General features: G+C 64.9%; 11 protein-coding genes. 8 read left to right on the plus strand and 3 right to left on the minus strand.

Annotation, left to right across the window (positions count from 1 at the left end; all coding sequences use genetic code 11):
• Nucleotides 1-9: 9 nt before the first annotated feature.
• Nucleotides 10-1,173, minus strand: a complete 1,164-nt coding sequence (gene ampC, locus NCS67_RS22700) for a class C beta-lactamase (RefSeq protein WP_250436695.1) — start codon at nucleotides 1,171-1,173, stop codon at nucleotides 10-12.
• A gap of 108 nt (nucleotides 1,174-1,281) precedes the next feature.
• Here ampC and NCS67_RS22705 point away from each other — a divergent pair, with 108 nt between their 5' ends.
• Complete coding sequence (locus NCS67_RS22705) at nucleotides 1,282-2,163, plus strand: LysR family transcriptional regulator (RefSeq protein ID WP_284504130.1); 882 nt, start codon at nucleotides 1,282-1,284, stop codon at nucleotides 2,161-2,163.
• On the opposite strand, the gene NCS67_RS22710 is transcribed toward NCS67_RS22705, so the two are convergent.
• Nucleotides 2,160-2,921, minus strand: coding sequence for a YoaK family protein (locus NCS67_RS22710; protein ID WP_250436700.1), 762 nt, complete (start codon nucleotides 2,919-2,921; stop codon nucleotides 2,160-2,162). The genes NCS67_RS22705 and NCS67_RS22710 overlap by 4 nt on opposite strands.
• A 140-nt stretch (nucleotides 2,922-3,061) precedes the next feature.
• On the opposite strand from NCS67_RS22710, the gene NCS67_RS22715 reads away from it, so the two are divergent.
• From NCS67_RS22715 to NCS67_RS22745, 7 genes are all read left to right on the plus strand, one after another.
• Nucleotides 3,062-3,571 (plus strand): MarR family winged helix-turn-helix transcriptional regulator, encoded by a 510-nt coding sequence (locus NCS67_RS22715; protein WP_175981107.1) that lies wholly within the window; start codon nucleotides 3,062-3,064, stop codon nucleotides 3,569-3,571.
• A gap of 4 nt (nucleotides 3,572-3,575) precedes the next feature.
• Nucleotides 3,576-5,642, plus strand: a complete 2,067-nt coding sequence (locus NCS67_RS22720; RefSeq protein WP_250436703.1) for an FUSC family protein — start codon at nucleotides 3,576-3,578, stop codon at nucleotides 5,640-5,642.
• A gap of 34 nt (nucleotides 5,643-5,676) precedes the next feature.
• Entirely contained in the window at nucleotides 5,677-5,886 is a 210-nt protein-coding gene (locus NCS67_RS22725; RefSeq protein WP_008348368.1) for a DUF1656 domain-containing protein, read from the plus strand.
• The gene (locus NCS67_RS22730; RefSeq protein ID WP_008348371.1) at nucleotides 5,883-6,836 is read left to right on the plus strand and encodes an efflux RND transporter periplasmic adaptor subunit; all 954 of its coding nucleotides are present in this window, start codon (nucleotides 5,883-5,885) and stop codon (nucleotides 6,834-6,836) included. The genes NCS67_RS22725 and NCS67_RS22730 overlap by 4 nt, the downstream gene beginning before the upstream one ends.
• Before the next feature lie 14 nt (nucleotides 6,837-6,850).
• Nucleotides 6,851-8,296, plus strand: coding sequence for an efflux transporter outer membrane subunit (locus tag NCS67_RS22735; RefSeq protein WP_409014138.1), 1,446 nt, complete (start codon nucleotides 6,851-6,853; stop codon nucleotides 8,294-8,296).
• Nucleotides 8,297-8,377: 81 nt separating this feature from the next.
• A complete protein-coding gene (locus tag NCS67_RS22740; protein ID WP_175981113.1) occupies nucleotides 8,378-8,980 on the plus strand; it encodes a phosphatase PAP2 family protein in 603 nt (200 codons plus the stop codon).
• A 108-nt stretch (nucleotides 8,981-9,088) separates the two neighbouring features.
• The gene (locus NCS67_RS22745; RefSeq protein ID WP_008348376.1) at nucleotides 9,089-9,811 is read left to right on the plus strand and encodes a PP2C family protein-serine/threonine phosphatase; all 723 of its coding nucleotides are present in this window, start codon (nucleotides 9,089-9,091) and stop codon (nucleotides 9,809-9,811) included.
• Here NCS67_RS22745 and NCS67_RS22750 read toward each other — a convergent pair.
• Nucleotides 9,801-11,900 (minus strand): putative bifunctional diguanylate cyclase/phosphodiesterase, encoded by a 2,100-nt coding sequence (locus NCS67_RS22750; protein ID WP_175981115.1) that lies wholly within the window; start codon nucleotides 11,898-11,900, stop codon nucleotides 9,801-9,803. The two genes, NCS67_RS22745 and NCS67_RS22750, sit on opposite strands and share 11 nt — an antisense overlap.
• Nucleotides 11,901-12,135 lie beyond the last annotated feature (235 nt).

A 12,135-nucleotide genomic window follows, 5' to 3' on the forward strand; every position in this document is an offset into this window, starting at 1 on the left:
CTGTCGTGTTTATCGTCCGCCGGATAACGACGTGATGATTGCATACGCCGCCTTCACACGCTCTTCGTTCGGGATGTTCCTGTTCGCGAGCATCACGATGCCCACGCGCGCTTTCGGCACGAACGCGATATAGGCGCCGAAGCCGTTGGTCGAGCCGGTCTTGTTGATCCACACGTCGTCGCGCGGCGCTTGCGGCGGATCGATGCGCGTGACGGGCGTCGCGTTCAGGATCATCGACGACGAGTTTCCATCGAGCAAAGGCTGTAACGCGACCGGATACGGATACTGTTCCCAGATGAGATCCTGCGTCATCGGGCCGGCCTGGAAATAGCCCGTGTGCGTGGCATCGACGGCGCGCTGAAACGCCGGATCGATACGCACCAGGTTCATGTTGATCTGCAGGAAGCGCGTCATGTCCGCAGCCGTCGATCTCACGCCATAAGCCTCCGGCGAAAGCACGCCGCCTTTCATGCGTATCGGCGCGTCGTCTTTCGTATAGCCTTGCGCGTAATCGCGCTGCTTCGAAGCGGGCACGTTGATGTAACTCTGCTTCAGTCCCAGCGCGGGAAAGAGACGCGTCTCCATCAGCGCTGCGAAGTCCTGCTTCATGCTCTTCGCCGTGATGAGGCCGAGCGTGCCGATGCCGGGATTCGCATACGTGCGGATCGTGCCGGGCGGCCGGGCCGGACGCCATGTTTTGAAGTACTGCATCAGTTGCTCGTTGTCGTGAATCTCGTCGGGCACTTGCAGCGGCAAGCCGCCCGGCGTGTGCGTGCCGAGATTCAGCAACGTCACCTTGCCGAACTCCGTCCCATCGAGCGATGGAAGATACTTGCTCACCGGATCGTTCAAGGAAAGATCGCCTTCGATCTGCGCATACGATGCGAGCGTCGCGGTGAACGTCTTGCTGATCGAGCCGAGTTCGAAGAGCGTATCGCGCGTGACGGGCTGCTTCGTCGCCTTAGACGCCACGCCGTACTCGAACACATAAGGCTTGCCGTCGACGACGACGCCCACGGCCATGCCGTGAATGCCGTGCAGCGCCATCAACGGCTCGATGGTCTGATCGACGGTCGACTTGATGCTCGCTGCATCGTCGGCATAGGCGGCGCCGGACATCGCGCCAAGAGAAAAAATGGCTGCTGCCAAAAGACTCAGCGCGCGAAACTTCATTGTCTTGATCCTTCGTTCTGGTTTGCATGATTGGAACGAAGCGAAATATCCGCTCTTTTTCGCGCCTCGACAATCGAGGATAATTTGCCGCTGGCAATAGAAAAACTTATGCGAGCCATGCGACCTCATCTTCCCCTGAATGCGTTGCGCGCGTTCGAAGCGTCGGCGCGGCATCTGAGTTTCACGCGCGCCGCGCAGGAATTGAACGTCACGCAGGCGGCCGTCAGCCAGCAAGTGCGCGCGCTGGAGGAACGGCTCGGCACGCCGCTTTTCAGACGCCTCCCGCGCGGCCTCAGCGTCACCGACGAAGGGCGCGCGTTACTGCCCGTGTTGAGCGATGCGTTCGGCCGCATCGAAGCCGTGCTCAAGCAGTTCGAAGGGGGCCACTTTCACGAAGTGCTGACGGTGGGCGTGGTCGGCACGTTCGCGGTCGGCTGGCTGATGCCGCGCATGAAGGCGTTTCGCGAGACGCATCCGTTCGTCGAGTTGCGGCTCTTCACGCATAACAATCTCGTCGATCCCGCGTCCGAAGGGCTCGACTTCGCCATCCGCTTCGGCGCGGGCGTCTGGCCGGCGACGCATAACGCGCTGCTGCTCGATGCGCCGCTCGCCGCGCTGTGCGCGCCCGACATCGCGCGGCGTCTTTACACGCCATCCGATCTCGTCAATGAAGTGTTGCTGCGCTCCTATCGCGCGGACGACTGGAGCGACTGGTTCGACGCCGCGGGCCTCGACGCATGGACGATGAACGGTCCCGTCTTCGATTCGTCGCGCCTGATGGTGGAAGCCGCCGTGCAAGGCGCGGGCGTCGCGCTCGCGCCGCCGCGCATGTTCGTGCGCGAGTTGCAGGCCGGGCTGCTCGTGCGTCCGTTCGATGTCGAAGTGAGAACCGGCAGCTACTGGCTCACGTGGCTCAAGTCACGGCGTCTTTCGCACGGCATGAAGCTCTTTCGCGACTGGCTCGTCAGGGAGGCGGCCGAGGCCGTTTAGCGGCGCAGGCGGCGTCTGCCTGCCGCGAGATCGTCCGCGAGCGGCACGGACGAGAACAGCAGCAGCAACGCGGCGAGCGGCACGGTCGTCGCGAAGCCGAGATGCGCGAAGCCGATCGCGCCCGCGAAACCGCCGAGCATGAACATCGCGAAGAGCGAACTCAGCAGCGCGAGACGCGCGTGATTCGCGCGCACATAAGAGGCATCGTCGCGCGCGACGCCGCGGTTCCAGTAAAGGCTCTTGCCGATCTCGATGCCGATGTCCGTCACGAGACCCGTCACATGCGTCGTGCGGATCTCCGCCTTCGATATCTTCGTGATCATCGCGTTTTGCAGGCCCATCACGAAGCAAAGCAGCGCGACGGTCAACGGCACATCCCACACGCGATGCATCTCCAGATTGGCGCCGAGCATGCCGAACACGAGCAGAAGCGCCGCTTCGAGCAAAAGCGGCGTTGCGAACACGCTATGCGCGCGCCGCTGCCGTCCCCAGTTGATGAGCACCGCGGAAGTCGCCGCGCCGCCGAGGAACGCGCCGACCGCGCCGATCGCGGAAAAGACCAAGGCGATCTGGCCGAGCACGAGGTTATCGGCGATCGATGAAACGAGCCCCGACATATGGGACGTGTATTGTCCGACCGCGAGAAAGCCGCCCGCGTTCGCGGCGCCCGCGACGAAGGCGAGCGCGCAGCCCAGACGCCGGTTGGCGGAATCGGTGCGGCTGGGCGAAGTCAAGCCACGGATATAGGCAATCGGCATGGCGGCTCGGGCAGGATGATCGAGCCGAAAAGATAGCACGCCAATTTGCCTCTCCGGCATGCCTACCGTACGCAATCTGAAAGAAAAAACATAAGTCGATAGCATGCTAACGAATAGAGTTCTCGCTATAATCCCGCCGCATGACTCATCTCGACTTTCTGCGCCGCTCCGTGAGCAGCACGCTCGTGCTTGCCGCGCGACGCTGGCGCCGCACGAGCCACGGCGTGCTCGCCTCGTACGGCGTGTCGGAAGCATGCGCCGTGCCGCTGCTCACGGCCAACCGGCTCGGCGAGGCGGTGCGTCAGGTGACGCTCGCGGAGCATGTCGGCATCGAAGGGCCATCGCTCGTGCGGCTGCTCGATCAGCTTTGCGCGGCCGGACTCGTGCGCCGTGACGAAGATCCCGAAGACAAGCGCGCCAAGACCATCACGCTTACCGACGAAGGCCGCGCCGTCACCGCGCGCATGGAAGAGCGTCTCGTCACGCTGCGCGCGCGGTTATTGAAGGGCGTGAGCCGCGAAGACCTGGAAACGACATTGCGCGTGCTGAACGTATTCAGCGCGTCGCCGGATGCGAAGCTGCTCGCGGCACTCGAAGCCGGCGATCAAACCGCAAAGCCGGCGCGGTCCGCCGCAAAGCGCGGAGCATAGCGCCATGTCCTTTCCATCCGCGCGCGAGTGGCTCTTTTCCGCCAAGACCTTCGCCGCCGCGATGATCGCGCTCTACATCGGCCTCAGACTCGAATTGCCGCGTCCTTATTGGGCGATGGCGACCGTCTATATCGTGTCGAATCCGTTCGTCGGCGCGACGCGCTCGAAGGCGCTGTATCGCGCGCTCGGCACCATGATCGGCGCGGCGGGCGCGGTGTTGATCGTGCCGCCGTTCGTCGAATCGCCGTATCTGTTCAGCGTGATCGTCGCGTTGTGGACGGGCACGCTGCTCTTTCTCTCGATGTTCGACCGCAGCGCGCGCAGCTATGTGTTTCTGCTCGCGGGCTACACGCTGCCGCTGATCGCGCTGCCCGCCGTCACGAATCCGACGGCCGTCTTCGATCTCGCGATCACGCGCACCGAAGAGATCCTGCTCGGCATCGTGGTGGCGAGCGTCGTCGGCAGCGTGGTGTTTCCGAGCCGCCTCGCGCCGACGCTCATCGAACGAACGGACGCATGGTTCCGCGACGCCGCCTTCTACGCGAGCGAAACGCTCTCGGGGCATATCGCGGGCGCCTCCATATCGGCGGCGCGGCAGCGGCTCGCGGCGACCGTCAACGGACTCGAATTCCTGCTGAGCCAATTGACCTACGATCACACGCGGCCCGACATCATCCGGCGTGCGCGCGCGTTGCAGGGACGCATGCAGATCTTTCTGCCGCTCATTTCATCGATGGCCGATCCGCTCATCGAACTGATCGGGAAGCACGGCAAGCATCCTGAAGGGCTCGAAGCGCTGTTGAAGGACGTCGCCGCGTGGGTCGGCTCGCCCACGCCGCGCGCCAAAGAAGATGTCGCAAACGACCGCGCGCCCGATGCCTTCCGCGAGCGCATCAATGCGATGCGTCCGCCCGTCGAAGCGCTCGCGAGCGCGGACGGCGCGCTGCTCTCGAATGCGCTGTGGCGTCTCGGTCAGGTCATCGACGTATGGCAGGACATTCGCGCGTTGCGTGCGGCCATTCTCAACGAGACGAGCGAATGGCGTCCGCACTTCCGTCACTGGCGTTTGGGCGGCACCGCGCGCTTTTTCGATCGCGGCATGATGCTCTTTTCGACCGGCGTCGCGGTGAGCGCGATCATCGTTGCATGCGGGTTGTGGATCGAATCGGGATGGAACGACGGCGCGGCCGCCGTGACGCTCGCCGCCGTCGCGTGCTGCTTCTTCGCCGCGCTCGACGAGCCCGCGCCGCAAGTGTTCACGTTCTTTCTCGCGACGTGTCTGAGCGTCGTGCTCGCCGGACTCTACGTGTTCGCCGTCTTGCCGCACGTACACGATTTCCCGATGCTCGTCGTGATTTTCGCGGTGCCGTTCCTTATTATCGGCACGCTGATTCCGCGCCCGCGCTTCACGCTCGTCACGATGCTCACGGCCGTGAACACCGCAACCTTCATCAGCATCCAGAGCGCCTACGAAGCGGACTTCTTCGTGTTCGCCAACAGCAATCTCGCGGGCGTCGCGGGCCTGCTCTTCGCATTCATCTGGACGCGCATGACGCGTCCGTTCGGCGCCGAACTCGCGGCCGCGCGTCTCACGCGCTCGGCGTGGGCCGATATCGTGCTGAGCGCGTCGCCTTCGGTGCTGATCGCGGATCAGCGCAATCTCTACGCACGCATGCTCGACCGTCTGATGCAGCTCTTGCCGCGTCATGCCGCGACGGACTCGCATCGTCATCCATCGATCGAAAGCTTTCGCGATTTTCGTGTCGCGCTCAACGCACTCGATCTGCGCCGCACGCGCCGCAAGCTGCCGCTGGACATACAGACATCCGTCGACGATACGCTCGACGCACTGCGCCGTTACTTCGAATCCTGCATCGCGCGGCGCGCACGACAGCCGGTGCCGCCCGAGCTGATTCGCAGCATCGATGTGACGAGCGCTCAGGTCACGTCGCGCGCGCTCGAGCAGTCGCAGAATGCGGCCGCGGAAAGATGGCTGCGCGACACGCTGCACGCGCTCGTCGGCATGCGGCTCTCATTGCATCCGCCCGCGACGCAGGAAGAGCCGGCATGATCTTCGTCACTCATTCTTCATCGGAACGCCATACATGATCGGCGAAATCGACATTCTCGGCGTCTTCGTGCCGGCCGTGCTCGTGCTGATGTTCATCGCCTATCTGTTGAATCTGGCGATTCGCAACGTGCTCGCGCGCGTCGGCTTTTATCGTTTCGTGTGGCACCGTTCCATCTTCGATCTCGGCATCTATGTTCTGGTGCTGGGCGTTGTCGTCATCGTTTCGCAGCGGCTCATCTCGTGAAAAAAACCTGGTTCTCTCTCGGACAGATTCTGCTTACGCTCATCGTCGTCGCGATTGCGTGCGTCGTGTTGTGGAAGCTCGTCGATTACTACATGTTCGCGCCGTGGACGCGCGACGGCCACGTGCGCGCCGATGTCATTCAAGTCGCGCCCGACGTGTCCGGCCTTATCACCGACGTGAAGGTCGCCGACAATCAGCAGGTGAAGAAAGGCGACGTGCTCTTCGTGATCGATCAGGCGCGCTACACGCTCGCGCTGCGCAATGCGCAGGCGACCGCGCAGCAACGCCGCGCCACGCTCGATCAGGCGCGTCGCGAAGATGCGCGCAATCGCGCGCTCGGCAATCTCGTCGCGCGCGAAGTCGTCGAGGAAACGCATTCGCGCGTCGAGCAGGCGACAGCCGCCCTCGCCGATGCCGAAGTCGCCATCGATACCGCGCGCCTGAATCTGCAGCGCACGGAGATCGTGAGTCCCGTCGACGGTTATCTCAACGATCGCGCGCCGCGCACCGGCGAATTCGTGTCGGCGGGACGCGCGGTGCTGTCGGTGGTGGACATGCAATCGTTCCGCGTCGAGGGTTACTTCGAAGAAACGAAGCTCGGCGGCATCGATATCGGCCAGCCCGTCGATATCAAGGTCATGGGCGAAGCCAACATTTTGCGCGGTCATGTGCAGAGCATCGTCGCGGCGATCGAAGACCGCGACCGTCAGCAAAGCCCGAGTCTCCTGCCGAACGTGAACCCCGCGTTCAGTTGGGTACGTCTCGCGCAGCGCATTCCGGTACGCGTCACGCTCGATGAGATCCCCGCCGACTTCCGCATGATCGCGGGACGCACGGCGACGGTTTCGGTGCGGGGCATCGGGCCGAAGATCGGCAAGCGCGCGGCGTCGGAGACGTCGCCCGCATCGGCGCCCGCGCCGACTTCGAGCACGTCGGGCACATCGCGATGAACCGCACGCGCATCATGAAAGCGATCGCCATCGCGGCTTCGTCGGCCTTCGCGCTCTTCGGCTGCACGACCCTCGGACCGAACTACACGCTGCCCGATAACGCCGCGATCAAGGCGCCCTACGCGAACGCGGCCATCGACGGCGCGGATCGCGCGCCCGTCACGCAAGGCGAAGTGCCCGCGAAATGGTGGCGTCTCTATGACGATCCCGTCGTCGATCAGCTCGTCACGCAGGCGCTCGCATCGAATACGGATTTGCGCATCGCCGCCGCGAATCTCGCGCGTTCGCGCGCCGAAGTCGAGTTCGCGAACAAGCAAGGCGGATTCTCCGGCAAGACCTCGGCCGCGTTTCAGCGCGCGCAGGAATCGGCCGAGCAATATCTGTTGTCGGAGAAGCTTCCGGTCGTCAACGAAGGCGCGCTCGATCTGTCCATTTCCTACGAGATCGATCTCTTCGGCAAGCTGAAGCGCGGTGTCGAAGCAGCGAACGCGGACGATGAAGCCGTCGAGGCCGCGCAGGATCTCGCGCGCATCACGGTGGTCGCGGATGTCGTGCGCGCGTATGTCGAATCGTGCTCCGCGGGCGAAGAGCTGGAGATCGCGCAGAAGTCGTTCAACCTGCAGAAAGAGCGCGTGAAGCTCACGCAGCGTTTGCGCGACGCGGGCCGCGGCAATCAGTCGGAAGTCACGCGCGGACAGACTCAGGCCGATACGCTCGCCGCCGACATTCCGCGCTTCGTCGCGCGCCGCCGCGTCGCGCAGTATCGGCTCGCGATGCTGCTCGCGCGCGCGCCGTCCGACTTGCCCAAAGCCGCGCTCGCCTGCAAGAAGCTGCCGAAGCTGCGCGCGCCGATTCCGGTCGGCGATGGCGCTGCGCTGCTGAAGCGCCGTCCCGATGTGCGTCAGGCCGAACGGCAGCTCGCGTCGTCGACGGCGCGCATCGGCGTCGCGACGGCGGCGCTGTATCCGTCGGTGAGTCTCGGCGCATCGGTGGGTTCCGTCGGCATTGCGGAAGACTTGTTCGGCGCGAACACGAACCGCTGGGCGTTCGGGCCGCTCATCAGCTGGAGCTTTCCGATCAACGGTCAGCGCGCGCGCGTGACGCAGGCGGAAGCATCGGCGAGCGGCGCGCTCGCGCATTTCGACGGCGTCGTGCTGAAGGCGCTGCAGGAAACGCAAAGCAGCCTCGCGACCTACGCATCCGACACCACGCGCGCTGATGCATTGCGCACCGCGTATAAATCGGCGATCGAATCCGCCGATGAGACGAATCGCCTGTATCGCGCGGGACGCGAGTCCTTCCTCAACGATCTCGATGCGACGCGCACGCTCACCGGCGTCGCGGCGCAGGTCGCGGCCGCCGAAGGTCAGGTCGCGATCGATCAGGTCAACCTCTTTCGCGCGCTCGGCGGCGGCTGGGAAACCGACGAAGCCATCGCGCAGAATTCAAAGGGCAAATAGCGCGCGCGAGCCACGGCTAAGGGTCGCATAAGTTTCGCCGAATACGATCGGCCGGATCATCGTAACCAGCGAAACTGCCGCATGAATGCACTCGAAGCGCTCAACCGCGCGTGGTTCCTTGCGATCAACGCGCGAGCCGCCACGCCGCTATGGCAAATCGACGTTGCCATCGCCATCGCCGAAGATCTCGTTTATCTCATTCCCGCGCTGCTCGCGTTCATGTGGCTCTTCGGCGGCCGCCTTCAACGCGGCGCGGCCGTGCGCGCGTGCTGCGTCACGTTCCTCGCGCTCGGGCTCAATCAGCTGATCGGCATGCTGTGGATGCATCCGCGGCCGTTCATGATCGGCCTCGGCCATACGTTCATCGAGCATGTGCCCGATTCGTCGTTTCCGAGCGATCACGGGACGCTCTTCGCCAGCGTCGCGCTGACATTGCTGCTTGCGCGTCTCTGGCATGACGGCCTGCTTGCCGCGCTCGCGGGCGTCGCGGTCGCGTGGGCGCGAGTCCGCATCGGCGTGCATTTTCCGCTCGATATGGCGGGCGCAATCGGTGTCGCGTGCATCGCGTATGCGCTCGTCGCGCCGCTCTGGGCGCGTGCCGGAGAAGCGCTGATGCGCTTGCTGATTGCGCTCTATCGCAAGGCCGCGTCGTGGCCGATTCGCCGTGGCTGGCTCGCGCCTTGAGTTTCAAAAGCGCGGACGCGCGTTCGTCTTGATCGCGTAGCCCGCGCGGAAGGCCCGCGCATCGCTCATCGACGTTCGCCAACCATGACAAGCCTTCAAGGTAGCCCCATGCGATTCGATCTCGCCAGCTTCACCGATCCGGGCGGTCGCAACAGCAACGAAGACCGGCTCGTGCTGGTCGCGCATCGCCGGCTGATCGCGGGCATCGTCGCCGATGGCGCGGGCGGTCTCGGCGGCGGCGACGTCGCGGCGCAACTCGTCGTCGACACCATGCGCGACGTGCTGCGCGATTGCGCGACGCGCGGCGAGAGCGTCGAAACGGGACAACTCGCCGATGCGATGCTCGCCGCGAACCGCGCGATCGTCGATGCGCAATCGGCCGGCGGCACGCGCGAACGCATGCGCTCGACCGCCGCGATCCTCACGATCGACCCGCAAGGCGCACACGCGAACTGGGCGCATTGCGGCGACACGCACATCTACTGTTTCAGGAACGGACGCATCGTCCTGCAGACGCTCGATCAGGGCAGCGCGCAGCCATACCGGCTGCGCAGCGTGATGCACACGGCGCTCGGCACCGACGACGAACTGAAGATCGAAGCCGCGCGCGTGCCCTTTCCGATCGAGGATGGCGACGCGTTTCTCGTCTGCAGCGACGGCTTCTGGGAACATCTCGACGAAGCGTCGATGATCGATTCGATCGACGATGCCGGCGACGCCGCAAGCTGGCTCGCCGCGCTCGCGGCTCGTGCGCGCCGCAACGCGCCCGCCGGCGCGGACAATCTGAGCGCGATCGCGTTGTGGGCGGGCGCGCCGCGCGTCAGCCGATAGGCGCGGCGCAGGCGCGGCCGGACGCGACGATCCGTCCCGCCATGCTGCTCAAGAAGCCCGGAAGTTCCGCCGCGGGCATCGGCCGGCTCAGCAGAAAACCCTGCATCTGATCGCATTCGAGTTCGCCGAGCGTGCGGAATTGCGACTGCGTTTCGACGCCTTCCGCGACGACCTCGATCTGCAACGCGCGCGCGAGCGTCACGACCGCCGACAGCAACGCGCTGCCGCGCTGCCCGGACGAATCGAGATCGCGCACGAATGAGCCGTCGATCTTGATCTGATCGAAACGAAAGCGCTGCAGATAACAGAGGCTCGAATACCCGGTGCCGAAATCGTCGATGGCCACGGCGTAGCCGCGCGCTTGCAGCGCCTCGATCGTGCGGCTCGTCCGTTCGATGTTCTGCATCGCCGTCGATTCGGTGATCTCGAACATGAGGCGCGACGGATCGACGCCGGACGCGGCGATCAGCGCATCGACGCGCGCGACGAGATCGGGCACGTTGAACTGGATCGGCGACAGATTCACCGAGACCGAGATCGCCGGCAGGCCGTCCGCGTCCCATCGCGCGATGTTGCGGCACACTTCGCGCAACACCCAGTCGCCGATTTCGACGATGAGGCCGGAGCGCTCGGCGATCGGAATGAATTCGAGCGGCGCGATTTCGCCGAGCTCCGGATGACGCCAACGAATCAGCGCCTCGACGCCCGTCACCGATTGCGACGCGACGCTGAACTTCGGCTGAAACGACAGGCTCAACTGGTCGTCGCTCAACGCGCGATGCAGGTCACGTTGCAGGATCAGCGACCTGAGCGCCGTGTGATTCATCTGCGGCTCGAACACGCGGACCGTATTGCGCCCGCTCTGCTTCGCGGCGTACATGGCGGCGTCGGCGCTGTGGAGCAGTTCGTCGGCGTTCGCGCCGTCGCGCGGATGAAACGCAATGCCGATGCTCGCGCTCACGCGCAGCGGCAAGCCGTTGACGACGATCTCCTGCGAGAGACGCCCCAGCACGCCATTGGCGACCGTCATTGCCGCCGAGGTGTCCGCCGCGTTCCCGACCACGATCACGAATTCGTCGCCGCCGAGCCGCGCGACCATGTCGGTATGGCGCAAATCCTCGCGCAGACGCTCGGCGCATACCTGCAGCAGATCGTCGCCGACGCCATGACCGAGCGAATCGTTGATCGACTTGAAGCCGTCGAGATCGATGAAGAGCACCGCGAACGGCGACGCGCGGCGCGCGCCGTCTTCGATCGCCTGCGCGATGCGCAGCGTGAGTTGCTGGCGGTTCGGCAACCTCGTGAGCGCGTCGTGCGTGCCGAGATAGCGCAGTTGCCGGTTCGCGCGCTTCAGCGAGATCGACAGGCTGCTCGTGTGGAGCGCGAACAGCGCGAGCGTGCCGACGAGCACGGTGAACGACATCGCCGTGACGACGAGCGCGAGCCAGTTCGCGTCGAGTTTGGCATCGGCGAGGCAGAGGCTGCCCGGCGCGAAATTGGCCGCGTCCATGCCCAGATAGTGCATGCCGGTGATGGCGACCGCCATGATGATCGCCGCGCCGAGCCGCTTGACGACGCGGTTCTCCACGTTCGACGCGCGCAGCGTGAACGCGAGCCAGAGCGCGGCCATCGACGCGAAGATCGCGACCGCGACCGACAGCGCCACTTTCCAGACCGTGTAGTCGATTCCCGGCGACATCTCCATCGCGCGCATGCCGGTGAAGTGCATCGCCGCGACGCCGACGCCCATGATCGTGCCGCCGACGACGAGGCGCGGCCACGATAGCGCGCCCCGGCTCGCGGTGGCGAGCGCGATGAACGACACGCCGATCGCGAGCACGAGCGACGCCGCCGTGATGGACACGTCGTAGCCGACGGGAATCGGCAGCGAGAACGCGAGCATGCCGATGAAGTGCATCGACCAGATGCCGACGCCCATCGACACCGCGCCGCCGGCAAGCCAGGCGGGGCGGCGTTTCGCGCTCGCAAGCGCATTCAGGCCGCCGGACAGCTCCATCGCCGTGTAGGACGCGAGGAACGCGACCACCAGCGACAGGCAGACCAGCAGCGGATTGTAGACACCAGTCATCGGCCCTCTCTCGTTTCTTGTCAGTCTTTTGCGACTGCTTTTTCTTGCGGTTCGACCGCCTCAGGCCCACGCCGAGATGACGCCCGGCGCTCGATTCCTCATGCGCTATCGGCCGGTCAGCCGAGAACTTTATGGCCATCCCCTTTCTACGACTTTCGATGTAGGCCATCCAGCCGATTTTGCGCGCGCCCCGCCGTGACTAATTTGAAAGCGCCGGCTCGCAGGAACGGCTGAA

The sequence above is a fragment of the Caballeronia sp. ATUFL_F2_KS9A genome, from assembly GCF_023630765.1.
Taxonomy (GTDB): Bacteria; Pseudomonadota; Gammaproteobacteria; order Burkholderiales; family Burkholderiaceae; genus Caballeronia; species Caballeronia zhejiangensis.